Source organism: Mycobacterium sp. WMMD1722, assembly GCF_049315205.1.
Classification (GTDB): domain Bacteria; phylum Actinomycetota; class Actinomycetes; order Mycobacteriales; family Mycobacteriaceae; genus Mycobacterium.
Genome location: NZ_CP186056.1, coordinates 549,198 through 572,770, shown reverse-complemented (window position 1 = coordinate 572,770; position 23,573 = coordinate 549,198). Strand labels below are relative to the sequence as shown.

The following is a 23,573-nucleotide window of genomic DNA, read 5'->3' as shown; positions in this document are numbered from 1 at the left end:
CCGGCTCACGTCCTCCCCCTTGACGGCCGTGCGAGCGGACGACCCCGACCCCCGTATCACCACCGCCCGCGCAGCCGGTCGCGGTAGGAGCGGCCGTCGGGATCGTAGAACAGCCGATAGGCCGGCTCGGCCCACAGCCGGGTCACCCGGCCGAGTTCCTCGGTGCGGTGCGCTCGCAGCCGACCCGGTGGTCGCGGGCCGCGGCGGCCGCCGTCGTACCAGGCGTCCAGTGCCGCTGCGGCTTCGCTGATCTCACGCACCGCACCGGCCGGATCGCTCAACTCGCCGTCCGAACTGCCGTCCGGGGCCCGGTCCAGATGCTCACGCAGCAATCGCAGGCGCAGATCCCGGGCGAACACCCCGGTGTCATCGAGCACCGCACACGACAGCTCGCTGTCGTGTGTCCACGACCGGCGGTTGAAGTTGTCACTGCCGACACAGGCCCATTCGTCATCGACCACACACACTTTCGCGTGCACGTACACCGGTGTGCCCTGGTGGTTCTCCGGGTCGAAGAGATGCACCCGGTCCGGGGCGGCCGACCGGCACGCCTCGATGGCCAGGCGCCGCCCGATCTGATTCGGGGGAAGCGCCCAGCGGCCGTCGACGTCGGGATACCGCGGGATCACCGCGATCAGGTGCAGATCGGGATTGTCGATCAACGCCGTGGCGAACAGCGCGGCCACCTCTTCGGACCACAGATACTGGTCCTCCAGATAGATCAGGCGGCGGGCCCGCCGCACCGCCTTGGTGTAGCCGCGGGCCACGCTGCGCTCGCCGTGCGGGGCGAAATCGTAGGCGAAATGCGCGTCCGGATAGGTGCGCAGCACCTGCACCGCGTGCGGTCCGCACGGCGGCGGGTCGGGTGGCTGCTCGGGCAGCGGGTCGGGATCGAGGTCAGCGCCGCGAAACTTGTCGCGCAGCCAGGCGAACGGGTTGAGCATGTCCAGCGACGCCGGGTCGTTCCAGCGCTCGCGGAAGGTGACGTCCAGCGCACCGACGGCCGGTCCTTGAATCCGCAGCTGCACGTCGTGCCACGGCGGGTGATCGCCGTAGCGCTGCGACATCTGCACCGCCTGCCGGTCACCCTGGTGCGACGCGTCGTCGCGCCGGGAATGGCACAGGTCGATGCCGCCGGCGAAGGCGACGTCACGCTCCGGCTGACCGGGACGGCGGATGACGACCAGTTTCTGGTGGTGGGAGCCACCGATGCGGACCCGTTGGTCGAGCAGCACCTCTCCGCCGGCACGTTCGATGGCCGCGCCGAGGTGCTCGTTCTCCTTCTGGCTGTAGGAGAACTTGTCGGTGTGCGAGCGCCAGACCAGGCCCTTGACCACGACGCCGCGGGCAGCTGCGGCGGAGAACAGCTCGTCGATGGTCGGCCCGCGGTCGCGCATCAGCTGGTCGGGGTCACCGCGCCAGTCGGTGAAGAACACCTGATCGCCGGGTCCGAGCGATTCGACCTCGGTGGCCAGGGCGTCGAAGTAGGTGGCGCCGTGGATCAGCGGTTCGACCAAATTGCCCTCGCAGTACGCGGGCAGCCGAGCCGCGGGATTGCCGCGCTCCTCTGCGGTGAGGAACCATTCGGACCGGTCGGCCATACCACCCCCTGGGTTCAGGGCATCGTAGTACCTCGTTGCGCCACCTCGATCGGCACGGCGCGGCCGCCGGCGCCATAATGGCGCGGGTGGCACCCACGGTTCTCTTCCTGCACAACGAACACCTCGCGACCGAAGCGCTGCTCGGCGAGGCGTTCGCCGATTTCGGCTTCGACGTCGCGACATTCACGGTGGTCCCCGCCGAACGCGTCGACGCCCCCGCCCACGACGTCACCTTCCCCGACCCGGCCGATTACGACGTGATCGTGCCGCTCGGGGCGCGCTGGCCGGTCTACGACGATGCCCTGCTGGCCACCTGGGTGAGCGCGGAGATGCAGATGATGCGCGATGCCGCCGACGCCGGCGTGGCGTTGCTCGGGGTGTGCTTCGGGGGGCAGCTGCTGGCGCAGGCGTTCGGCGGGACCGTCAGCCGGTCGGCCGATCCCGAGATCGGCTGGTACGACATCACCACCGACCGGCCCGACCTGGTGCCGCCGGGCCCCTGGTTCCAATGGCATTTCGACCGTTTCACGGTGCCTCCCGGTGCCGTCGAGATCGCCCGCACACCGCATGCCACTCAGGCCTTCGTGCTCGGGCGGACGCTGGGTCTGCAGTTCCATCCCGAACTCGACCACCGCCTGCTGACCGGTTGGCTGGGCGACGACCGCGACGGTGAGGTACTCGGATTCGGTCTGCGCCACGACGAATTGCTTTCCCGCACAGCACAGTTGGAGGACGACGCCCGGCGCCGGATCCACGCGCTGGTCGGTGGCTTCCTGAACTACGTGTCGGCTGCGGCGTGCCCGAGCTGATGGGCCAACGCCGCCTGCACCTCGCGATGACGGAACCGGTGTCCCAGGGCGCTCAGCCGGGCCGGTAGTACCCGCTGGTCGGCCTCGGCGAGTTCGCGGGCGCCCTGCGCCCCGAGCAACACCCGGGGGCCCAGCGACGGGACCGGTAGCCGCGCCGGACGGTGCAGCACCCGCGCCAACGCCGCCGTGTATTGCGCGTTGCGGACCGGGTCGGGGGCGACGGCGTTGACCGGGCCGCTCATCCGCTCGTCCCACAGCGCGCGGTAGTACACGTCGAGCAGGTCGTCGAGTCCGATCCACGACAACCACTGGCGGCCGCTACCCAGCCGGCCGCCCAGCCCTGCGGCGAACAGCGGCCGGAACAGCCGCAGCGTCCCGCCCGCCGAGGACTGCACGATCCCGGTGCGCACCGTCACCACGCGCAGCCCACCGTCGGCGGCCGCAGTGGTCGCCGCCTCCCAGTCGGCGACCACGTCGGCCAGGAAGCCGTCGCCGCGTGCGCTGTCCTCGGTGAGGATCTCGTCGGCGCGGTCATAGCCGTAGTAGCCGATCGCCGACGCGCTGACGAAGATGCGGGGGCCCCCGGCGGCGGCCAGTTCGGCGAGCCGGCGGGTCGGTCCGATCCGGCTGTCCCGGATGGCTTTTCGGTGCGCGTCGGTGAAGCGGCCGGCGATCGACGCGCCGGCCAGGTGCACGACCGCGTCGGTGCCGGCCAGCAGCTCCGGGTCGGGGTCGTCGGGATTCCACCGGCGCTGATCGGGGCCCTGCGGGTGGCCGCGCACCAACCGGATCACCCGGTGCCCACCGCTGGTCAGCAGGGCGGTCAACGCCGACCCGACCAGGCCGGAGGCGCCGGTCACCGCCACCACCAGCGGTCCGCAGCCGGCCTGCGCAGCATCGCGGTGCGCGGCGAGGTCGTCGGCGAGCTGTCGGTGCCGGTAGACGAACGTCGGGCGCAGCGCCGCCCCGGGCACGGTGGTGTCCACCCGGTCGTGCACGCGGGTACGGCCCGACCCGGCGTCGTCGAAATCGTGGGTGTGGCGCCAGTAGCCGATGAGGCGTGGCGGCCAGGAGCGCAGGCCGTCGGCCGACAGTGCGTCCACGAACCGGCGCGGCGGATCGTAGGCGCTCGGGTCGTGCTGGGCGATCCAGCGCAGGCCGCCCGGCAGGCCCAACACCGCACGGCCGTCGGCCAGCGACGCGGTCTCGGCCACCACGGTCATCGGCTGCCACGGCGGGACCAGCCGCCGCATCGCCCCGGGGCGGGTGTGCCAGGCGAACACCTCGTCGAGCGGGTGGTCGACGATGCTCTCGTATTCGATGCCCATGAGTCTCCTGTCAGCGCGTGCACCACTGGATTCGCGGGTACCCGCACAGCATGTCCCTGGGCCGGGCCGTCCGGCGCACGTTCGAAAATCGTCACGAGGCCGGACGGGTCCTCGCGCAGCAGTTGGCGCCCCACCGCGGCCCCGGCACGCTGGTTCTCGGCCTGGCCCGCGGCGGCGTCCCGGTGGCCTGGGAGGTCGCCCGGGAGTTGGGCGCGCCGCTGGACGCGTTCCTGGTGCGCAAGCTGGGTGCGCCGCAGTGGCCCGAGTTGGCCATGGGGGCGATCGCCTCCGGCGGTGGCGTGGTGCTCAACGAGCGGTTGATCACGAACCTGCAGATCAGCCAGGTGCAGGTGCGGCGGGTGATCGAACGGGAAACCGTCGAGTTGCGACGTCGGGAGGCCGCCTACCGCGGTGAGCGGCCGCCGCCACCGATCGAGGCGCGCACCGTCGTCCTCGTCGACGACGGCATCGCGACCGGTGCCAGCATGCTGGTGGCGGTGCGGGCGGTGCGGGCGCGGCACCCGGCCGCGGTGGTGGTCGGGGTTCCGGTCGGCCCGAAATCGGCGTGCCGCGAGCTCGGCGGGGAGGCCGATGCCGTGGTGTGTGCGCTCACGCCCACCGCCTTCGAGGCGGTCGGACAGGTGTTCGCCGATTTCCACCAGGTCAGCGACGAGGAGGTCGCCGAGCTGCTGGCCACCCCGACGTGCTAACCGGCCGCCTGGTGCAGGTGCAGGTCGGTCAGACAGATGTGGGCGAGGTCGGCCAGCGGGATGTCCAGCACCGCGGCCAGCGCGGCCACGGTCGTGAACGCGGGGGTGACCAGCCGGCCCGTCTCGATCTTGCGCAGGGTCTCCGGCGAGATCGACGCGGCGTCGGCCACCTCGGCGAGGGTGCGCTCCCCGCGCGCCTGCCGCAGCCGGGCGCCGAGACGCTTACCCGCGGCCAGTTGCTGCCGGGTCAATGGGGATCGCACCATGGCGTCGAGGATACGTCACCGCCCGGCCGGTCTGGTATTTATATACCGGTAGCGATGAAAGGGCGGACGACGCACATGCTGGAATTGAAGACCCCGCGGGAGATCGCGGCGATGCGCACCACCGGTGCCTTCATCGCCGGCCTGCTCGACGACCTGCGGGCCCGAGCGCAGGTCGGGGTCAACCTGCTCCATCTGGAAGGCCGTGCCCGCCAACTGATCTCGCAGCGGGGCGCGGTGTCGTGCTACTGGGACTATTCGCCGTCCTTCGGGCGCGGGCCGTTCCGCAACGTCATCTGCCTGTCGGTCAACGATGCGGTGCTGCACGGACTTCCGCACGACTACACCCTGCGCGACGGAGACGTGCTGAGTATGGACATCGCGGTGTCCATCGACGGTTGGGTGGCCGATTCGGCCCGCACCGTCATCGTCGGCACGCCGCGGCCGGAGGATCAGCGACTCGTCGAGGCCACCGAACGTGCCTTGGACGCGGGGATCGCCGCCGCCCGTCCGGGCGGGCATCTCGGTGACATCTCCGCCGCGATCGGCGCTGTGGCAAGCGAATACGGCTATCCGGTCAACACCGAGTTCGGTGGGCACGGCATCGGTCGCACCATGCACGAGGACCCCCATGTGGCCAACCGTGGGCAAGCGGGGCGGGGGCTGAGATTGCGGCCCGGGCTCACCCTGGCGCTCGAACCGTGGTTCGCCCGGGGTACCGACAGAATCGTCTACGATCCCGACGGCTGGACCATCCGATCGGCCGACGGTTCGCGGACCGCCCACAGCGAGCACACCATCGCCGTCACCGAGGGTGCGGCATTGGTGCTGACCAGCTAGGAGGGGTTGCGGTCCTCGTGACGTTCGTCGAAGGGCACCGCACGTGTGTCGTCCTCGGCGTCGACACCGCGATCGGCGTCGGCCACCGACCCTGAATCGACTGTCGCCGAATCGGTTTCGGATTCAGTCTCGGTTTCGGACACCGGCTCGGGTTCGGCGTCCTCGGGGTAATCGGCGTCGAACTGCTCGGGGTCGGCGGGGTCACCGCCGGGGGTGGATTCGGCGCCGTCCCGGCCGGAGCGCTCGCGGACCGCGTCGACGATCAGCAGAACCACCCCGACGAGGCTGGCACCGATACACACCCACGCGATCAGCTCGTTGCTGGTGACCACGGCGGTCACCAGCGCCGCCAGGCCGATGACGGCCAGGACGAGCGCGATGATCAGCATCGATCAGTGCTGCCGCGTCAGTTGTTGCCCCGGCTGAACTGGTTGAAGCCGCCGCCGTCGTTGTTGGCGCTGGAATCCACCGGTGCTGCCGAGCCGCGCTGTCCGAGCTCTTCGAGCTGAGACTCCAGGTACGTCTTGAGCCGGGTGCGGTATTCGCGCTCGAAGGTACGCAGCTGCTCGAGGCGACCCTCGAGCACCGTGCGCTGCTGATTGATGGTGCCCATGATCTCGGAGTGCTTGCGCTCCGCATCCGCCTGTAGCGCGTCGGCCTTCTCCTGGGCCTGGCGCAGCTGGGTTTCCGAGCGGTTCTGCGCGTCGGCCAGCAGCGCGTCGGCACGCTGGCGGGCTTCGGTGACGGTGGTCTCGGCGGTCTGCCGGGCCTCGTTGACCATGGCGTCGGCCTGGGCGCGGGCGTCGGCGAGCAGCTTGTCCGACTCGGCCTGCGCCGTGCTGGTCAGCCGGTCGGCCGTCTCCTGGGCCAGGCTCAGCACCTTCGCGGCCCGCAACGCGGAGTCCTCGTTCTGCTGCGCCGTGGGCGCGGGGGCGGGAGCGGGAGGCGGAGCCTCGTACACCGGCGCGGGTGCGGGCGTCGGCTCCGGCTCGTACTGCGGAGCGGACTGCGTGGCCTGCGAGCCGGCGCCACCCGAACGGTCCGAGCTCAGCTCCTGGTCCAGCTCGGCGACCCGCTGGCGCAGGTCGGCGTTCTCCTCGATGAGACGCGACAGCTCGTTCTCGACCAGATCGAGGAAGGCGTCGACCTCGTCCTCGTTATAGCCCCGCTTGCCGATGGGCGGCTTGCTGAACGCGACGTTGTGCACGTCGGCTGGAGTGAGCGGCATTGTCTGCCCCCTTGGAGTCTGGACCGTCGACCGATCTCAAAGTGTAAAGCCTGCTCGGAACGCAACTGGCGCCCATCCTGTCACACCAGACCCTGAGGTCGCAGTCGAGGGTCAAAGTTAAGGATGAATTTCAATCATCCTGTGACCTGGCGGTGAGTTGATCAGGCCGCCGCGCCGAAGGCCAGCTGCATGCCGATGAAGGCCACCAGCAGCAGCACCATGATGGACAGATCGAAACGCACGGCACCGATGGTGAGCTGCGGAATCAGCCTGCGCAGCAGCTTCACCGGCGGGTCGGTGAGGGTCATGATGACCTCGAGGACCACCACGGTGAAACCGCGCGGATGCCAGTCGCGGCTGAACGAGCGGATGAACTCCACGACCACCCGCGCGATCAGCAGCAACCAGAAGACGAACAGCGCGAAACCAAGGATTTCGAAGAACAGCGCCAACTGAAGCTCGACCTCACTACCGGCAGATGTATGACATGCGACGCCGGCGGAGCCCGGCGGCTGTCAGCCTACCTGGACGGCCGGACGGGGCGGGGCGGTCACTGGTAGGTGTAGAAGCCGGCCTCGGCGATCCGGCGACGCTCCTCGGCGGTGACGTCGACATCGGCCGGCGAGAGCAGGAACACCTTGGTGGCCACCTTGTCGAAGGAGCCCCGCAGCGCGAAGGCCAATCCTGCGGCGAAGTCCACCAGCCGCTTGGCGTCGGCGTTGTCCATCGACACCAGATCCATGATCACCGGGGTGCCGTCGCGGAACCGCTCGCCGATGGTGCGGGCCTCGCTGTAGTCCTTGGGTCGCAGCGTGGTGATCTTCGACATCGGGCTGCCCTCTTCGAACAACATCGCCATCCGGCGCGGGTCCATCGCCAGCGCGCCGCGGGTCGAGCCGCGCAGGGCACCCAGCCGCGGTGCGGGCCGGTCGAACTCGCGCGGGCCGCGCATCCGAGGCTCGAAGCGGGGTTCGTCGTAGCCGCCCCGGAACGCCGGCGCCTCATCGTATTTGGGGTCGTACTCCCGGGCCGAGGGCCGATCGTAGTCGCGGCCGTAACCCTCGTCGTCGAAGCGCTCCTCGCGCGGGCGGCGGGCATAGCCGCGGGCGGCGCCGCGGTCGTCGTCCTCGTAGTACTCGTCGTCGTAGTCATCCATCGGCGCCATACCGAAGTACGCCTTGACCTTATGCAGTGTGCTCATCGGGCGACCCTTCTCGATGTCCAGCTGTGGTGTCTGTGATGAAGATGTGACTGGAGTGACTACTCAGGGTGACGCTAGAGGACGTTGACCCATAAGCGCGGTTCCGACACGCACACACGTCGAGCCGTGTTGCACCGCCGCCTCGAGGTCACCGGACATCCCGGCGGACAGCTCGAGCCGCTGCGTGTAACAGGGCTGTACCCGATCACGTTCGTCCCGCAAACGCGCGAACGCCGCAGCCGGCTCCGCACCCAGCGGCGGGATCGCCATGAAGCCGACGAAGTCCAGGGCCGGCGCTGCCTCGACGGCGCCACACAGGTCGTCGAGCAGGCCGGATGCATCGACGTCGACGCCGCCGCGCTCGGTGTCCCCGTCCAGGCTGAGCTGCAGATAGATCCGCAGCGGCGCCGTACGGACGCCGTCCTCCAGGGCAGCGGACGCCCCGCGGTCCAGCGCGGCGATCACCTTGGCGCTGTCCACCGAGTGAGCGGCGTACGCCCACCGGCTGACCGCCTTGGCCTTGTTGCGCTGGATGCGCCCGATCATGTGCCAGCGAATCGGCTCCGCCGTCGGCCCGGAGACCGCCGCGCCGACGTCGGCGATCTTGGCCGACGCCTCCTGTTCCCGCGATTCGCCGAAGTCGCGGCACCCGAGCTCATAGAGCGCCACCACATCGGTGGCCGGGAAGAACTTCGTGACCGGGAGCAGGGTGATCTCGGCCGGATCCCGGCCGGCCGCGGTCGCGGCCCGATCGAGGCGGGCCCGCACCTCGGTCAGCGCAGCGGCGAGTTCGGCGCGGCGGGCCGCCGGGTCGGCGCTCATTCCATCCACACCAGTGACGCCAGGCGGCCGGTGCGGGTACCGGCCCGCTGGGCTTCCCGGTGGCTGAACAGGGTGCGATCGGCCACCGTGCAGCGTGGATCGATGTCGACGGCGGTGATACCGATACCTGTGAGCTGACGGGCGATCCCGGCGCGCAGATCCAGGCCTGCGGTCCCGCGCGCGGTGCTGGTCCGGCTGCCGGGCAGCGCGGCCTCCACCTCGGCGGCCATCTCCTCGGGCACCTCGTAGTTCCGCCCGGACACCGCGGGACCCAGCAGCACCGAGATGTCCTCGGTGCGCGCCCCCGCCACCCGCATCGCCTCGACGGCGCGCATCACGATGCCGTGCTGCGCACCCACCCGTCCGGCGTGCACCGCGCCGACCACCCCGGCGCGCGCATCGGCCAGCAGCACCGGGACGCAGTCGGCGGTGACCACCGCGAGCCCGAGACCGCGAGCGGTGGTCACCAACCCGTCGGCGGCGTCGACCGGACCCCCGCGGGCCTGGTCCTCGCCGACGGTGACCACCCGGTCGCTGTGGATCTGGTTCATCCACACCAGCCGGTCACCGAGGCCGGTGGCCTGGCCGAGCCGTCGGCGGTTGGCGGCCACCGCCTTCGGGTCGTCGCCGACGTGGTCGCCGAGATTGAAGGTGTCGAACGGCGGCTTGGAGACACCGCCGGCGCGAGTCGTGGTCACGCGCCGGATGCGAACGGTCACGGTGCCAGTATCTCCCCCGCCGTTGGCGGCGTTCAGTGGCGCATGAAGGGCGGCACGTCGACGTCGTCATCGGAGATGCCGCCGTCGTCGCCGCCGAAGTTCACCGTCGAACCGTTGGTGTGCACCGGGACGCTGACGGCCTCCTGCGGCTCGAACAGCGACGACGACACCTTGCCGGCCCGGGCCGGGGCGATGGGCTGGCCGGCGGCCGGCGCGGTGGCGCTCGGCGTCGCGGCGCCGACCACCGGCTGGCGACTCGGGCCCGCGGAGTCGAAGCCGGCGGCGATGACGGTGACGCGCACCTCGTCGCCGAGTGAATCGTCGATGACGGTGCCGAAGATGATGTTGGCGTCCGGATGGGCCGAGTCCTGCACCAGCGAGGCCGCCTCGTTGATCTCGAACAGGCCCAGATCACTGCCGCCGGCCACCGACAGCAGCACCCCCTGGGCGCCTTCCATCGAGGCCTCCAGCAGCGGTGAGTTGATGGCGATCTCGGCCGCCTTGAGGGCGCGACCGTCCCCGCGGGCCGATCCGATGCCCATCAGGGCGGTGCCCGCACCGCTCATCACACCCTTGACGTCGGCGAAGTCGACGTTGATCAGGCCCGGGGTGGTGATCAGGTCGGTGATGCCCTGCACGCCGTTGAGCAGCACCTCGTCCGCGCTGCGGAACGCGTCCATCAGCGACACCGCGGCATCGCCCATCTGCAGCAGGCGGTCGTTGGGGATGACGATGAGGGTGTCGCAACTCTCGCGCAGCGACTGGATGCCGTTCTCGGCCTGGTTGCTGCGGCGTTTGCCCTCGAAGGAGAACGGCCGGGTCACCACGCCGACGGTCAGGGCGCCGAGCTTGCGGGCGATCGAGGCCACCACCGGCGCACCGCCGGTGCCGGTGCCGCCGCCCTCACCGGCGGTGACGAACACCATGTCGGCGCCGCGCAGCAGCTCCTCGATGTCGTCCTTGGCATCCTCGGCGGCCTTGCGGCCCACCTCCGGATCGGCGCCGGCGCCGAGGCCCCGGGTGGAGTCGCGGCCGACGTCGAGCTTGACGTCGGCATCGCTCATCAACAGCGCCTGGGCGTCGGTGTTGATGGCGATGAACTCCACGCCCTTGAGGCCCTGCTCGATCATGCGGTTGACGGCATTGACGCCGCCGCCGCCGATGCCGACCACCTTGATGACTGCGAGGTAGTTGTGCGGGGGGGTCATCCGGTCGCCCTTCCTGAGTTACTTGTTCTTGAGCGCTACCCGCTTCGGCAAACTCTCAACCTCAACCTGAGGCTTAGTGTTATGTCAAGTTGATCCGCGCAACCAGAACCGTAGGACGACGACCCGGAGGAACCACGAAGGCGCGCCGACGCGCCGACCGATTTCTGCGCGTTCTGCGGGTTCTCAATGGCCCGGGCTACTTCACCGTGGGCAGATCCGGGCTCGACACGTCGTAGGTCCGGCCCGGCTGGGTCAGCAGCGCCGCCAGCTTGAGTGCCTTCTCCTCGGTGCGGTCGTTGGTCCCCCAGACCACCGTGCGCCCGTCGATCAGGGTGAGTGTGATGGAGGCCACCGACGGTGCCGCGATCCGCGCCACCTGACCGGCGACGTCCGGCGGCAGCGCGAGCATGACCTCCAGCGCCGCCTGCGTCGCCGGATCGCTCGGTGAGGGGTTCGCGGTCTCGAGATACGGCAGCACGCCCGGCGGCGGCCCGGTCGCGAAATCCACTCCGTCGCGGTCGAACAGATGCGGTCCGTCGGGATAGTCCTTGACCACCACCGGCACCCGCTCGACGATGGTGATCCGCAACGTCGAGGGATATTCACGCTGCACCCGCGCACTGGCCACCCGCCGGATCGTCGCGACCCGCTCGGCAACCGAGTCGGTGTCGATCTGCAACAGCGGGGTGCCCGGTGCGACGGCCGCCGCGTCGAGCACCTCCTCTCGGGTCACCGCGCCGATACCCACCACGACGATGTCCCGCGCGGACATGATCGGCGTGAAGTAGAGCAGCAGCCCCAGCGCCACCGCGAGCACCGAGAGCAACGCCGACCACAGCAGCGCCTTGAGACCGCCCACCGCGGTGCGGCCCAACCGTTTCGGCTCCGCGAGCGGCACCGCGTCCACGCGCCGCTTGGCCTCCTGCCGGCTGTGCTCGATGGCCCGGGCGCGATTCTCGGCGCCCTGGCGGGCGGCGCGGCGCGCCTCACGCTCGCGGCGGGCCCGCCGCCGCGGACCCTCGAAGTCCTCTTCGGCGGCCGGCGACACCGCGGCTTCGTCGGGCGGCGGTTCGGATGCCGGCTCCGGGACGGGGTCCGGGTCCGGGGCCGCCTCCGGGCGCTGCTGCTCGGGGGTCGGCTCGCTCATCGGCCGCCGGCCCCCGGCCCACCGCGGTTGGCGCGGATCTGCAGCGCGGTGACGATCTCCGGACCGAGCATCGTGACGTCCCCGGCGCCCATCGTGACGATCACGTCACCGGGTCGGACCGCGTCGGCCACGCGGCCCGGGACCGCCGAGAAGTCCGGCAGATAGGTCACCGATGCCTCGACGTGCTCGGCGATACTCGCCCCGCTGACCCCGGCGATCGGCTGCTCGCGGGCGGCGTAGACGTCCAAGACGAACACCACGTCCGCGGCGGACAGCGCGACACCGAACTCCCGGGCGAACGTCTCGGTGCGCGAATAGAGGTGGGGCTGGAAGACCACGACGGCCCGACCGTCGCCACCCTGTTCGGCCACCGCGCGCAGGGCCGACAGCGTCGCCGCCACCTCGGTCGGATGGTGGGCGTAATCGTCGAAGACCCGCACCCCGGCGGCCGTCCCCACCAGCTCGAAGCGCCGACGCACCCCGTCGAAACCGGCCAGCCCGTCGAGCACGGTCTCGGTGTCCGCACCGGCCAGCCGGGCGGCCAGCAGGGCGCCGAGCGCGTTGAGCGCCATGTGCCGGCCCGGCACCGACAGCCGCATGACCCGTGACGCGGACTCACCGGCGAGCCGGATCTCGGCAACCGCGCCGGTGCCGACCTGCTCCCACCCGATCAGGGCGCCCGCCAGATCGTCACCGCGGCTGCCGTAGCGCAGCACCCGCACGCCCAGGGCCTCGCTGCGGTCGGCCAGCGCGGCCGCTCCCGGATCGTCGGTGCACACCACCAGTGCACCGCCGGGCGCCAGCCGCTCGACGAATGCGTCGAAGACCGCCACGTAGGCGTCCTCGCTGCCGAAGAAATCCAGATGGTCGGCCTCGATGTTGGTCACCACCGCGATATCGGGGGTGTATTCCAGCAGCGAGCCGTCGCTCTCGTCCGCCTCGGCCACGAAGCATCCGCCGCTGCCGTGGTGGGCGTTGGTGCCCGCCTCCCCCAGCTCACCGCCGACCGCGAACGACGGGTCGAAACCGGCGTGCTGCAGCGCGACGATCACCATCGAGGTGGTGGTGGTCTTGCCGTGGGTGCCGGTCACCATCACCGTGGTGTGCCCGGCCATCAGCTTGGCCAGCACCACCGGCCGCAGGATCACCGGGACACCCCGCCGGCGGGCTTCGACCAGTTCGGGGTTGGTCTTCGGGATGGCCGCATGGGTGGTCACCACCGCCGTCGGGCCGCCGGGCAGCAGATCCAGCGCGGACTCGTCGTGTCCGATGCGCACCGCTGCGCCCCGGGCCCGCAGCGCCACCACCGTCCGCGATTCCTTGGCATCCGACCCGGATACCGACGCACCGCGGTCGAGCAGGATCCGGGCGATGCCGGACATACCCGCTCCCCCGATGCCGACCATGTGCACCCGGTGCAGTTCCTCCGGCAGCGACGGCGGTTTCACCGGGCCCGCTTCCGGTCCGCGCCAGCCTCGCGCGCCACCTGCAGGGCGACGTGTGCGACCTGCAGCGCGGCGTCACGGTGTCCGGACAATGCGGCGCTCGCGGTCATCGTCTGCAGCCGGCCCACGTCGGTGATCAGCGGCACCACCGTCTCGGCCACCAATCGGGGGGTGAGGTCGCCGTCATCGACCAGCAGTCCGCCACCGGCCTCGACCACCGGCAGGGCGTTGAGCCGCTGCTCGCCGTTGCCGATCGGCAGCGGCACATACACCGCCGGCAGTCCGACGGCGGTGACCTCGGCCACCGTCATCGCCCCGGACCGGCAGATGGCCAGATCGGCTGCGGAATACGCCAGATCCATCCGGTCGAGATAGGGCACCGCCACGTAGGGCGGATCGGCCGGCCGCGGCTCCGGCAGGTCCAGGGTGTTCTTCGCGCCGTAGGCGTGCAGCACCGACACCCCCGCGGCGGCGATGTCCGCCGCCGCGCCCGACACCGCACGGTTGAGTGACTGGGCGCCCTGGGAGCCGCCGAAGACCAACAGCACCAGCGCGTCGTCGCTGAACCCGAAGTGCGCCCGGGCCTGCGAACGCAGCGCGGCCCGGTCCAGATCGGTGATCGCGGCGCGCACCGGTGTGCCGACCACCTCCACCGCACCCAGCCCGGGATCGGCCACCGCGGCGAGCACCCGGCGCGCCGACCGGGCGCCGACCTTGTTGGCCAACCCGGCGCTGGCGTTGGCTTCGTGCACGACCACCGGGACGCGGTGGCGCCGCGCGGCCAGGTAGGCCGGGAGCGCCACATAGCCCCCGAATCCGACGACGACGTCGGCGTGCACGGCGTCGAGGATGCCGCGGGTCTCGCCGATGGCCCGGCGTACCCGCAGCGGCAGGCGCAGCAGATCGCCCGAGGGTTTGCGCGGCAGCGGCACCGGGGTGATCAGCTCGAGGTCATACCCGCGCGCGGGAACCAGCCGGGTCTCCAGCCCGCGCTGGGTGCCCAGCGCGGTGATGCGCACACCGGGCTGCAGGAACCGCAGCGCGTCGGCCACCGCCATCGCCGGTTCGACGTGCCCCGCGGTGCCCCCGCCGGCGAGCACGACCGACAGCTCCCCGTCGTTGGGCTGCTGCCCCGACACGCTTGCGTTCACCCGTAACGCTGACCTTCCGTGGTGCGAGGCCGCCGGCCCTGCTGGCGTTGACCGGTCCGCCTGCCGGTGTGGGCAGCCGCGGACCGCTGAACGCCTACATGATGCCTTGCGCCGCGCGCCCGGCGATCAGCCGCGGGGGGTTTGCGTCGGGACTCCTGCCGCGCCGGCTTACGGGGTTTGGGCGCCGGCTTGCCCGGACGCGAACGCAGCCGGTCCCGCGCCCGCTCGAGGGGCGTGGGGACGTACGGTTCGGGCAGCGGCAGTCGCAACAGCCGGGTCACCCGGTCGTCGCGTCCGGCGCGTAGAGCCGCGACCGCGTCGGGTTCGTGGCGCGCGGCGTTGGTGATGATGCCCAGCATCAGCATCGTCGTCGCCGTCGACGTGCCGCCGGCCGAGATCAGCGGCAGCTGCAGACCGGTCACCGGCAGCAGACCCACCACGTACCCCACGTTGATGAACACCTGGCCGAGCACCCAGGTGGTGGCGGTCGCCGTCAGCAGCCGCAGGAACGGATCGGCCGAGCGGCGGGCGATGCGCATCCCGGTGTAGGCGAACAACCCGAACAGGCCGAGCAGGCCGGCGGCACCGACGAAGCCGAGTTCCTCGCCGATGATCGCGAAGATGAAGTCGTTGTGGGCGTTGGGCAGATAGCTCCATTTCGCGGTGCCCTGGCCCAGGCCGTCGCCGAAGATGCCGCCGTTGGCCAGCGCGAACTTCGCCTGCCTGGCCTGGTATCCGGAGCCCTGGGCGTCGGCGCTGGGGTCCAGCCAGGACTGCACGCGCGCCGACCGGTAGCCCTCGGCCATGGCCAGCACGGCCGCCGACACCATGACCGCGAGCAGCGAACTGAGGAACACCCGCAGCGGCAGACCCGCGTACCAGAGCAGCGCCAGCAGGATGATGCCGAGCGAGACGGTCTGCCCCAGGTCGGGTTGGGCCACGATCAAGGCCAGCGCGATGACGGCCGCGGGCACCAGCGGAATGAGCATCTCCCGCAGGGAGGCGCGCTCCATCCGGCGTGCGGCGAGCAGATGGGCGCCCCAAACGGCGAAGGCGATCTTGGCCAGCTCCGAGGGCTGCATCGAGAACCCGGCGACGACGAACCAGCCCCGCGACCCGTTGGCCACCTTGCCGATGCCGGGGATCAACACCAGGATCAACAGCACGATCGTGAAGGCGAACCCAGGGAAGGCCAGCCGGCGCATGAGCGCGACAGGCATCCGCAGGGCGACGTAGAAGGCGATCAGACCGACGGCGGTCCACAGCACCTGTTTGGCGAACACCGCCCAGGGCGAGCCGTCGGAGTCGTAGGAGTAGACCCCGGAGGCGGACAGCACCATCGTCAGGCCGAGGGTGATCAGCAGCGCCGCCACCGCGATGATCAGGTGGAACGACGTCATCGGCCGGCCGAGCCAGGTCCCGAATCGGGATGCCGGGGCGACCGGGGATGCCGCGCCGCCCTCCGCGCCCTGACCCGCCTCGCTGTCCTCGGGTTTCTGCCGCCGCAGCCGCGACAGGATGGTCGCCACGGCCGGCTATCGGGTGCCGGCGCGCACGGCGGCGGCGAACGCGTCCCCGCGGGCCCCGTATCCGCTGAACTGGTCGAACGACGCACCCGCCGGCGCCAGCAATACCGTGTCACCGGGCCCGGCCAGACCGCGGGCGGCCTCGACCACCGCGGCCATGACGGCGCCGGGCACCGATTCCCCCGTCGTACCCGTCACGCGAGTCACACGTGTCACATCCGACCCATTTGCCCCATGCACCCCAGAATCCTCCCCCGTCACGACCTCGACGACGGGGACATCCGGGGCGTGTCGCGATAACGCCTGCGCCACCACGGCGCGGTCGCGGCCGATCAGCACCACTCCGGCCAGCCGGTCGGCCACCGCGGCCAGCAGGCCGTCGACCGAGGCCCCCTTGAGCATCCCGCCGGCGATCCACACCACCCGCGGATACGCCGCGATCGAGGCCTGGGCGGCGTGCGGATTGGTGGCCTTGGAGTCGTCGACATAGGTGACGCCGTCGATGACCTCCACCACCTGGGCGCGGTGCGGGCCCACCCGGAACGAGCGCAACGCCGCGGAGACCGCCTCGGGCGGCACCCCGTCGGCGCGGGCCAGCGCCGCGGCGGCCAGTGCGTCGAGCACCCCGACCGGACCTGCCACCGGGATGTCGGCGGTCTGGGCCAGCTCCACCCCCGCACCCGTGCGGGTACCCGAGAACGCCCGGTCGACGAGCCTGCCATCACGCACGCCGAGCTCCCCGGGTCCGGGTTCGCCCAGCCGGAAGCCGGCATGGAGCTGGGCGGCGGCACCCTCGAGCAGGCCCGCCGCGATCGGATCGTCCAGGCCGACCACGGCCACCCGGCCGTCGAGGACCCTGGCCTTGTCGGCCGCGTAGGCCGCCATCGAGCCGTGCCAGTCGAGGTGATCCTCGGCGACGTTGAGCACCACGCCGGCGTCGGGCCGCACCGACGGAGCCCAGTGCAGCTGAAAACTCGACAGTTCGACGGCGAGCACGTCGGCCGGCTCGCCGAGCATGTCGAGGACCGGATTGCCGATATTGCCGCACAGCACCGCGCGCCGGCCGGCGGCCAAGAGCATCGCGTGCAGCATCGAGGTGGTGGTGGTCTTGCCGTTGGTTCCGGTCACCACCAGCCAGCGTCGCGGCGGGCCGAACCAGCCGGCGCGGTCCAGCCGCCAGGCCAGTTCGACGTCACCCCACACCGCAACCCCGGCCTCGGCGGCCGCGGCCAGGACCGGTGCGGTCGGCGGAAAGCCCGGGCTGGTGACCACCAGCGCGTAATCGGCGATGGCCGCGACGGCCTCGGCGGTGCCGACCACCCGCGCCGGGGTGACCAGGCGCTGCAGCGCCAGCGGATCGTCGTCGCAGATCGTCATCCGCACGCCGGTCGGCTCCAGGACCGCGCTGACCGAGCGGCCGGTGAGGCCGGCGCCGGTGATCAGCACACGGGCGCCGGGTGTGAGCGGATCGACCACCGCGCGGTCCACCTCAGCCCCCGACGGCGGTGAGCCACTCGCTGTAGAACAGCGCCACCCCCAGCCCGCAGGCGATCGCGGTGAGCAACCAGAACCGGATGATCACCGTGGTCTCGGCCCAGCCGACGAGCTCGAAGTGGTGATGGAACGGCGCCATCCGGAACACCCGCCGGCCGGTGGTCCGGAACGCCAGGATCTGCACCACCACCGAGGTCACCTCCGCCACGAACAGCGCACCCAGCACCACGGCCAGGATCTCGGTCCGGCTGGTGACCGACAGGCCGGCGATCACGCCGCCCAGCCCCAGCGAGCCGGTGTCGCCCATGAAGATCTTCGCCGGCGCGGCATTCCACCAGAGAAATCCGATACACGCACCCGCCGCGGCCGCCGCGACCAGCGCCAGGTCCAGCGGATCGCGCACGTTGTAACAGCCCAGGCCCGGACTGGTGGCGCAGGCGTTGCGGTACTGCCAGAACGTGATCAGCACGTAGGCGGCGCACACCATCGCCATCGCACCCGCGGCCAGCCCGTCGAGGCCGTCGGTGATGTTGACCGCGTTGGACCAGGCGCTGACGACGACGACACAGAACAGCACGAAGATCAGCGGCGCCATGGTGACGGTGGCGATCTCGCGGACGTAGGACAGTTCGGGACTGCCCGGCGTCAGCCCGTCGGCGTTGCGGAACTGCAGCACCAGCAGACCGAACAACACCGCGGCGACCAGGATGCCGACCGTCTTGCCGGTCTTGTTGAGCCCGAGGTTGCGGGCGCGCCGGATCTTGATCAGGTCGTCGGCGAAGCCGACCACGCCGAGCGCGGTGGCCAGGAACAGCACCAGCAGACCCGACGCCGAGGGTCCCTCGCCGCCGAGCGCGACGCCGACCAGATGGGTGCCGAGATAGCCGGCCCAGATGCCGGCGAAGATCGCGACCCCGCCCATCGACGGGGTGCCGCGCTTCTTGTGATGGCTCGGCGGGCCGTCCTCACGGATCTCGTGGCCGAAGCCCTGCCGGGTGAACAACCGGATGAGGACCGGGGTCAGCAGGATCGACACCGCCAGCGCGATGCCGACGGCGATGAGGATCTGCCGCATCAGGCCTCCCGACCGGGTGGGCCGTCGGCGGCCAGCGCGTCGGCCAGCCGACCGAGGCCGGCGGAGTTGGACGCCTTGACCAGCACGACGTCGCCGGGCCCGAGTTCCGCGCGCAGCAGGGCCAGCGCGGCGTCGGCGTCGGGGACCTGCGTCGCCTCCGACCCCCAGGAACCCTCCATGACCGCCCCATGATGCATGGCGCCCGCTGACCTCCCGGATCCGACGACGATGAGTCGAGACACATCTAAGCGCACCGCCAGTCGCCCGATCGCGTCGTGCTCGGATATCGAGTCCGCGCCGAGTTCGGCCATCTCGCCCAGGACCGCCCAACTGCGCCGGCGTTCTCCGCCGGAACGCGCCATCCAGGCCAGCGCCTTGAGCCCCGCCCGCATCGAATCCGGATTCGCGTTGTAGGCGTCGTTGACCACGGTCACACCGTCGGCACGGGTGGACACCTGCATACGGTGCTGCGAGACCGGCCCGGCGCCGGCCAGCGCCTGCGCCACCTGATCGAGGGTGGCGCCGCACTCCAGCGCGACGGCGGCGGCGCTCAGCGCATTGGACACCTGATGATCGCCGTGCACGCCGAGCGCGACGGGTACCGCGCCCTCGGCGGTGTGCAGGGTGAACCGCGGCCGGGCCAACTCGTCCAGGACGACGTCGTCGGCCCAGATGTCCGCACCCGCTTCACGCGACACCCGTACCACCCGGGCCTCGGTGACCTGCGCCATCGCCGCGACCGCCGGATCGTCGGCGTTGAGGATCACCACGCCGGACGACGGCACCGCTTGCGGCAGCTCAGATTTCGTCGCCGCGATGGCTTCGCGCGAACCGAACTCGCCCAGGTGGGCGGTGCCGACGTTGAGCACCACCGCGACCGAGGGCGCGGCGATGGCGGCAAGCGCAGCGATGTTGCCGGGATGGCGGGCCGACATCTCGAGCACCAGGAAATCGGTCGTCGGGCCGGCGCGCAGCACCGTCCACGGGTGCCCGAGTTCGTTGTTGAACGAGCCGGGTGGCGCGACCACCTCACCCAGCGGGGCCAGCACGGCGGCGATCAGATCCTTGGTCGAGGTCTTACCCGAAGACCCGGTGATACCGATGATCCGCAGTCCGCCGGCGACCAGTTCGGCGGCGACGGCGGCGGCCAGCCGACCCAGCGCGGCCAGCACCGCTGCCCCGGCACCGTCGGTGTCGTGTTCGAGGACGCCCGCACCGGCGTCGGGCGCGAGCGCGGCGGGACTGGGCTCGACGACGACCGCGGGGACCCCGACCGGACGGGCCGCCAGCACCGCCGCCGCACCGGCGGCGACCGCACCGGCGGCGAAATCGTGTCCGTCGGCCCGCGCGCCGGGCAACGCGAGGAAGAGTCCGCCCTCGGTCACCGCACGCGAGTCGAATTCGACGGTGCCGGTGATGCGCGTGGCCGCAGCGGCTTCCTCGGTGATGTCGGCAAGGCGACCGCCGACGATCTCGGCGATTCGGGCAAGGGAGAGTTCGATCATCGCTTCTCCAGCAGGTCGGCCAGCTCGGCGCGGTCGTCGAAGGGTCGGGTCTGCCCGCCTACGGTCTGTCCGGTCTCGTGGCCCTTCCCGGCGACGAGCACGACGTCACCGGGACGGGCCCAGGCCACCGCGTGGGCGATCGCCAGCCGGCGGTCTGCGATCTCGACGACGTCGGCGCGGCCGCCGACGGCGCGCGCACCCGCCATGATCGCGGCCCGGACGGCGGCGGGGTCCTCGCTGCGCGGGTTGTCATCGGTGACGACGACCAGATCGGCCAGCTCGGCGGCCGCGGCGCCCATCGGCCCCCGCTTGCCGGGATCGCGGTCGCCACCGGCCCCGAAGACCACGGCGAGCCGTCCGACCGATCCATTCCCCGAGTCGCTTCGCTCCTGCCCGCCGAGCTGCGCGCGCAGGGTCTCGAGCACCGCGCGCAGGGCGCCGGGCTTGTGCGCGTAGTCCACCAGGGCGAGAAAGCCCTGGCCGCGGTCGACCGCTTCGAGCCGGCCCGGCACCGTGGCCGAGCGCAGCCCGGGCGCAGCCTGCTCGGGCGAGACCCCGACGGAGTCGAGCAGCGCGACCGCCAACAGCGCGTTGGCGATGTTGTAGGCGCCGGGCAGATTCAATCGCAGGCCGTGGTGCACACCGGCCGGGTCGACGGCGGTGAACTCCTGGGCGCCCCCGTCGACCGACCGGACGTCCTCGGCGCGCCAGTCGGCGGGCCGGCCGGTGGCACTGACCGTCACGGCGCCGTCGGCCCGCACGGCCATCGCCCGGCCGTATTCGTCGTCCACACACACCACCGGCACCGCCGCGCGGGTGGCCGACCGCGGATCGAACAGCCGGGCCTTGGCGTCGAAGTAGTCCGCCATGGTCGGGTGGAAGTCCAGATGATCGCGCGACAGGTTGGTGAAGCCGCCCGCCGCGAACTGCACGCCGTCGACCCGGCCGAGCGTCAGCGCGTGGCTGGAGACCTCCATGACCACCGTGTCGACGCCCTGCTCGACCATCACGGCCAGCAGCGCCTGCAGATCCGGCGCCTCGGGGGTGGTCAACGCGCTGGGCTGGTCGCGGCCGTCGATCCGGACCCCGACCGTGCCGATCAGCCCCGCCACCCGGTCCGCGGCGCGCAGCCCGGCCTCGATCAGATAGGTCGTGGTGGTCTTGCCGGAGGTTCCGGTGACGCCGATGACCCGCAGTTGCCGGGACGGGTGACCGTAGACCGTCGCGGCGACTTCGCCGAGCACCGCGCGGGGTTCGGGATGGACCAGCACCGGAACCATCGGATCCGGCGCCAGCATGCCCGCGCCTGCCACGTCGGTCAGTACGGCGACCGCACCTGCGGCGACCGCCTCGGCGGCGAAAGCGGCCCCGTGCGCCCGGGCACCCGGCAACGCGGCGAACACGTCGCCGGGCAGCGCATCCTGCCCACGCAGGGTGACGCCGGTGACCCGGATGTCGGGTACCGGCGCGACGGTGGGAACGGCTCGCACCTGTTCGGCGAGGGCGGGCAGCCCGTATCCGACGGGGTGGCTGGGGCGCAGCTTCATGGCCTGAACACAGTACCGATCTGCCGACGCGGCGGAACCGACCGACCGAAGCGGATCAGGTGGCCTGCAGGGTCAGCGGAGGCCCCGGGTCGGCCGACAGCGGCACGTTCTCCCGCTGCAACAGCCATGAGGCGATGTTGTGGAACAGCGGCGCCGCCGACGAACCGGGCGAACCGTCGGCCGCGCGGTGCGGCGCGTCCATCATGATCCCGATGACGTAGCGGGGATCGTCGACGGTGGCCATACCGGCGAAGGTGATCCAGTAGACGTCGCTGTAGTAGCAACCGCAGGCCGGGTTGATCTGCTGGGCGGTCCCGGTCTTGCCGGCGATCTGATAACCCTCGACGGCCGCCGCCGGCCCGGTGCCCTGCTGCACCCCCATCGGATCGCGCTGCACCACCGCGCGGAACATGTTGCGCACGGTGCGGGCGGTCTGCGCGGACACCACCGGGATGCCTTCGGGCCGCGGCTCCTCGGTGCGGGTGCCGTCGGGTGCGATCGTGGCCTTGAGGATGCGCGGCGGGATCCGGACGCCGTCGTTGGCGATGGCCTGGTACATCCCGGCCATCTGCAGCAGGGTCATCGAAAGGCCCTGCCCGATCGGCAGATTGGAGAACGAACTGCCCGACCACTGGTGAATCGGCGGAACCAGACCAGCGCTCTCACCGGGTAGGCCGACGCCGGTGCGCTGACCGAGACCGAATTTGCGCAGCATCTCCGCATAGCGTTCGGGCCCGATGCGCTCGGCGAGCATGAGCGTGCCGACGTTCGACGACTTACCGAACACCCCGGTCGTGGTGTACGGCATGACGCCGTGGTTCCAGGCGTCGTTGACGGTGACGCCGCCCATATGGATGGAGCCCGGGACCTGCAGGACCTCGTCGGGGTTGGTCAGCCCGTATTCGACCGCGGCCGCGGCGGTGACGATCTTGTTCACCGACCCCGGTTCGAACGGTGACGAGACCGGGAGATTGCCGATCTGACGCGTGTCCTGACGGCCGATGTCCTGACTGGGGTCGAACGTGTTGTCGTTCGACATCGCCAGCACCTCAGAGGTTTTCGCGTCGAGAACCACCGCCGAGACGTTCTTGGCCCCCGATGCGTCCTTGGCCAGCTGAACCTGCTGCTGGACGTAGAACTGGATGTCGTCGTCGAGGGTGAGCTGCACGGTGGACCCGTCGACGGCGTCGTGCCGGTTGCGATAGCTGCCGGGGATGACCACACCGTCGGAGCCGCGGTCGTAGGTGACCGAGCCATCGGTACCGGCGAGCACCGCATCCATCGAATCCTCGAGCCCGAGCAGACCGTGGCCGTCCCAGTCGATTCCGCCGATCACGTTGGCCGCCAGAGATCCGCCCGGATACTGGCGGATGTCCTGGCGCTCGGATCCCACCTCGGGGAACTCGCTGGTGATCGCATCGGAGATCACCGGATCGACGGCGCGGGCAAGGTACACGAACGTCTCGTTGCTCTTCAGCTTCTTGAGCACGGTCTTGGCGTCGGGTTTGTTGCCCAGCCGGGCGGCGACGGCGTCGGCGATCGCGGCGAGCCGGCGGCCGGGTTCCGGCGCCTCATCGGATTTCGCGCGCGCCTCCTCGAGCATCTTGCGCACCTTGACCGGTTGGAACGTCAGCGCGCGGGCCTCGATGGTGAAGGCGAGTTTGTCGTCGTTGCGGTCGATGATGCTGCCGCGCACCGCCTTCTGCACATCGGTCACCTTGAGCTGACCGGCGGCCTCGGCGCGCAGCCCCTCGGCCCGCGGCACCTGCAGGTTGAACAGCTGACCACCGGCGATGAGCAGGAGTACGAAGATCACCGCGTTGCCGGCGCGGTGCCGGAACACGAACGACGAACTCCGCAAACCGGATTCGCTTCCGGTCGCGGCGGCCTTGCGGATTCGCCTGGACTTCGCCGAGTGACCCGGTTCCTGAACCGGCGCACCGGCCTTCGCGCC

22 protein-coding genes are annotated in these 23,573 nt (G+C 71.2%); 3 read left to right on the top strand and 19 right to left on the bottom strand.

Translation table 11 applies throughout. The features are described from left to right. Positions 1-56: 56 nt before the first annotated feature. The gene (locus ACN27E_RS02675; RefSeq protein ID WP_422746474.1) at positions 57-1,601 is read right to left on the bottom strand and encodes a phospholipase D family protein; all 1,545 of its coding nucleotides are present in this window, start codon (positions 1,599-1,601) and stop codon (positions 57-59) included. 77 nt (positions 1,602-1,678) lie between these two features. Between ACN27E_RS02675 and ACN27E_RS02670 the strand changes: the two genes are divergently transcribed. Continuing rightward, positions 1,679-2,410: a type 1 glutamine amidotransferase gene (locus tag ACN27E_RS02670; RefSeq protein WP_422749553.1), complete on the top strand. Its 732-nt coding sequence runs from the start codon at positions 1,679-1,681 to the stop codon at positions 2,408-2,410. On the opposite strand, the gene ACN27E_RS02665 is transcribed toward ACN27E_RS02670, so the two are convergent. Continuing rightward, complete coding sequence (locus ACN27E_RS02665) at positions 2,380-3,738, bottom strand: TIGR01777 family oxidoreductase (RefSeq protein WP_422746473.1); 1,359 nt, start codon at positions 3,736-3,738, stop codon at positions 2,380-2,382. The genes ACN27E_RS02670 and ACN27E_RS02665 overlap by 31 nt on opposite strands. Positions 3,739-3,788: 50 nt before the next feature. On the opposite strand from ACN27E_RS02665, the gene ACN27E_RS02660 reads away from it, so the two are divergent. After that, positions 3,789-4,448, top strand: a complete 660-nt coding sequence (locus ACN27E_RS02660) for a phosphoribosyltransferase (RefSeq protein WP_422746472.1) — start codon at positions 3,789-3,791, stop codon at positions 4,446-4,448. Here the strand turns inward: ACN27E_RS02660 and ACN27E_RS02655 are convergent. After that, positions 4,445-4,714, bottom strand: coding sequence for a helix-turn-helix domain-containing protein (locus ACN27E_RS02655; RefSeq protein ID WP_422746471.1), 270 nt, complete (start codon positions 4,712-4,714; stop codon positions 4,445-4,447). The genes ACN27E_RS02660 and ACN27E_RS02655 overlap by 4 nt on opposite strands. Before the next feature lie 75 nt (positions 4,715-4,789). On the opposite strand from ACN27E_RS02655, the gene map reads away from it, so the two are divergent. Beyond that, entirely contained in the window at positions 4,790-5,551 is a 762-nt protein-coding gene (map, locus tag ACN27E_RS02650) for a type I methionyl aminopeptidase (RefSeq protein WP_422746470.1), read from the top strand. On the opposite strand, the gene ACN27E_RS02645 is transcribed toward map, so the two are convergent. The 16 genes from ACN27E_RS02645 to ACN27E_RS02570 form a co-directional block, all read right to left on the bottom strand. After that, positions 5,548-5,940, bottom strand: coding sequence for a hypothetical protein (locus ACN27E_RS02645; protein ID WP_422746469.1), 393 nt, complete (start codon positions 5,938-5,940; stop codon positions 5,548-5,550). The genes map and ACN27E_RS02645 overlap by 4 nt on opposite strands. 17 nt (positions 5,941-5,957) lie before the next feature. Further along, positions 5,958-6,779 (bottom strand): DivIVA domain-containing protein, encoded by an 822-nt coding sequence (locus ACN27E_RS02640; RefSeq protein WP_422746468.1) that lies wholly within the window; start codon positions 6,777-6,779, stop codon positions 5,958-5,960. 161 nt (positions 6,780-6,940) lie between these two features. Then, on the bottom strand, positions 6,941-7,231 hold the full coding sequence (locus ACN27E_RS02635) for a YggT family protein (RefSeq protein WP_059087277.1): 291 nt from the start codon (positions 7,229-7,231) through the stop codon (positions 6,941-6,943). Between the two features lie 98 nt (positions 7,232-7,329). Then, positions 7,330-7,980 carry a cell division protein SepF gene (locus ACN27E_RS02630; RefSeq protein WP_422746467.1) on the bottom strand — a complete coding sequence of 217 codons (651 nt, stop codon included), beginning with the start codon at positions 7,978-7,980 and terminating at the stop codon, positions 7,330-7,332. Positions 7,981-8,043: 63 nt separating this feature from the next. Continuing rightward, positions 8,044-8,802: a YggS family pyridoxal phosphate-dependent enzyme gene (locus ACN27E_RS02625; RefSeq protein WP_422746466.1), complete on the bottom strand. Its 759-nt coding sequence runs from the start codon at positions 8,800-8,802 to the stop codon at positions 8,044-8,046. After that, entirely contained in the window at positions 8,799-9,521 is a 723-nt protein-coding gene (pgeF, locus tag ACN27E_RS02620; protein WP_422746465.1) for a peptidoglycan editing factor PgeF, read from the bottom strand. The genes ACN27E_RS02625 and pgeF overlap by 4 nt, the downstream gene beginning before the upstream one ends. Positions 9,522-9,553: 32 nt before the next feature. Beyond that, on the bottom strand, positions 9,554-10,729 hold the full coding sequence (ftsZ, locus tag ACN27E_RS02615) for a cell division protein FtsZ (protein WP_422746464.1): 1,176 nt from the start codon (positions 10,727-10,729) through the stop codon (positions 9,554-9,556). 196 nt (positions 10,730-10,925) lie between these two features. Beyond that, complete coding sequence (locus ACN27E_RS02610) at positions 10,926-11,876, bottom strand: FtsQ-type POTRA domain-containing protein (protein ID WP_422746463.1); 951 nt, start codon at positions 11,874-11,876, stop codon at positions 10,926-10,928. Further along, positions 11,873-13,282: a UDP-N-acetylmuramate--L-alanine ligase gene (gene murC / locus ACN27E_RS02605; RefSeq protein WP_422749551.1), complete on the bottom strand. Its 1,410-nt coding sequence runs from the start codon at positions 13,280-13,282 to the stop codon at positions 11,873-11,875. Before murC ends, ACN27E_RS02610 begins: the two co-directional genes overlap by 4 nt. A 38-nt stretch (positions 13,283-13,320) precedes the next feature. Beyond that, positions 13,321-14,472 (bottom strand): undecaprenyldiphospho-muramoylpentapeptide beta-N-acetylglucosaminyltransferase, encoded by a 1,152-nt coding sequence (murG, locus tag ACN27E_RS02600; protein WP_422746462.1) that lies wholly within the window; start codon positions 14,470-14,472, stop codon positions 13,321-13,323. Further along, positions 14,469-16,001, bottom strand: a complete 1,533-nt coding sequence (gene ftsW / locus ACN27E_RS02595) for a putative lipid II flippase FtsW (protein ID WP_422746461.1) — start codon at positions 15,999-16,001, stop codon at positions 14,469-14,471. The genes murG and ftsW overlap by 4 nt, the downstream gene beginning before the upstream one ends. Before the next feature lie 6 nt (positions 16,002-16,007). Further along, a complete protein-coding gene (gene murD / locus ACN27E_RS02590; protein ID WP_422746460.1) occupies positions 16,008-17,486 on the bottom strand; it encodes a UDP-N-acetylmuramoyl-L-alanine--D-glutamate ligase in 1,479 nt (492 codons plus the stop codon). Between the two features lies 1 nt (position 17,487). After that, positions 17,488-18,567, bottom strand: coding sequence for a phospho-N-acetylmuramoyl-pentapeptide-transferase (gene mraY / locus ACN27E_RS02585; protein ID WP_422746459.1), 1,080 nt, complete (start codon positions 18,565-18,567; stop codon positions 17,488-17,490). Continuing rightward, positions 18,567-20,072 (bottom strand): UDP-N-acetylmuramoyl-tripeptide--D-alanyl-D-alanine ligase, encoded by a 1,506-nt coding sequence (locus ACN27E_RS02580; RefSeq protein WP_422746458.1) that lies wholly within the window; start codon positions 20,070-20,072, stop codon positions 18,567-18,569. The genes mraY and ACN27E_RS02580 overlap by 1 nt, the downstream gene beginning before the upstream one ends. Next, the gene (locus ACN27E_RS02575) at positions 20,069-21,619 is read right to left on the bottom strand and encodes a UDP-N-acetylmuramoyl-L-alanyl-D-glutamate--2,6-diaminopimelate ligase (protein WP_422746457.1); all 1,551 of its coding nucleotides are present in this window, start codon (positions 21,617-21,619) and stop codon (positions 20,069-20,071) included. Before ACN27E_RS02575 ends, ACN27E_RS02580 begins: the two co-directional genes overlap by 4 nt. Before the next feature lie 55 nt (positions 21,620-21,674). Beyond that, positions 21,675-23,516, bottom strand: coding sequence for a peptidoglycan D,D-transpeptidase FtsI family protein (locus ACN27E_RS02570; protein ID WP_422749550.1), 1,842 nt, complete (start codon positions 23,514-23,516; stop codon positions 21,675-21,677). Between the last annotated feature and the right edge of the window lie 57 nt (positions 23,517-23,573).

Coding starts and splice junctions, on each gene's coding strand:
- ACN27E_RS02675 (WP_422746474.1), bottom strand. CDS start 1,601: ATGGCCGACCGGTCCGAATGGTTCCTCACCGCAGAGGAGCGCGGCAAT.
- ACN27E_RS02670 (WP_422749553.1), top strand. CDS start 1,679: ATGGCGCGGGTGGCACCCACGGTTCTCTTCCTGCACAACGAACACCTC.
- ACN27E_RS02665 (WP_422746473.1), bottom strand. CDS start 3,738: ATGGGCATCGAATACGAGAGCATCGTCGACCACCCGCTCGACGAGGTG.
- ACN27E_RS02660 (WP_422746472.1), top strand. CDS start 3,789: ATGTCCCTGGGCCGGGCCGTCCGGCGCACGTTCGAAAATCGTCACGAG.
- ACN27E_RS02655 (WP_422746471.1), bottom strand. CDS start 4,714: ATGGTGCGATCCCCATTGACCCGGCAGCAACTGGCCGCGGGTAAGCGT.
- map (WP_422746470.1), top strand. CDS start 4,790: ATGCTGGAATTGAAGACCCCGCGGGAGATCGCGGCGATGCGCACCACC.
- ACN27E_RS02645 (WP_422746469.1), bottom strand. CDS start 5,940: ATGCTGATCATCGCGCTCGTCCTGGCCGTCATCGGCCTGGCGGCGCTG.
- ACN27E_RS02640 (WP_422746468.1), bottom strand. CDS start 6,779: ATGCCGCTCACTCCAGCCGACGTGCACAACGTCGCGTTCAGCAAGCCG.
- ACN27E_RS02630 (WP_422746467.1), bottom strand. CDS start 7,980: ATGAGCACACTGCATAAGGTCAAGGCGTACTTCGGTATGGCGCCGATG.
- ACN27E_RS02625 (WP_422746466.1), bottom strand. CDS start 8,802: ATGAGCGCCGACCCGGCGGCCCGCCGCGCCGAACTCGCCGCTGCGCTG.
- ftsZ (WP_422746464.1), bottom strand. CDS start 10,729: ATGACCCCCCCGCACAACTACCTCGCAGTCATCAAGGTGGTCGGCATC.
- ACN27E_RS02610 (WP_422746463.1), bottom strand. CDS start 11,876: ATGAGCGAGCCGACCCCCGAGCAGCAGCGCCCGGAGGCGGCCCCGGAC.
- murC (WP_422749551.1), bottom strand. CDS start 13,282: ATGGTCGGCATCGGGGGAGCGGGTATGTCCGGCATCGCCCGGATCCTG.
- mraY (WP_422746459.1), bottom strand. CDS start 18,567: ATGCGGCAGATCCTCATCGCCGTCGGCATCGCGCTGGCGGTGTCGATC.
- ACN27E_RS02580 (WP_422746458.1), bottom strand. CDS start 20,072: ATGATCGAACTCTCCCTTGCCCGAATCGCCGAGATCGTCGGCGGTCGC.
- ACN27E_RS02575 (WP_422746457.1), bottom strand. CDS start 21,619: ATGAAGCTGCGCCCCAGCCACCCCGTCGGATACGGGCTGCCCGCCCTC.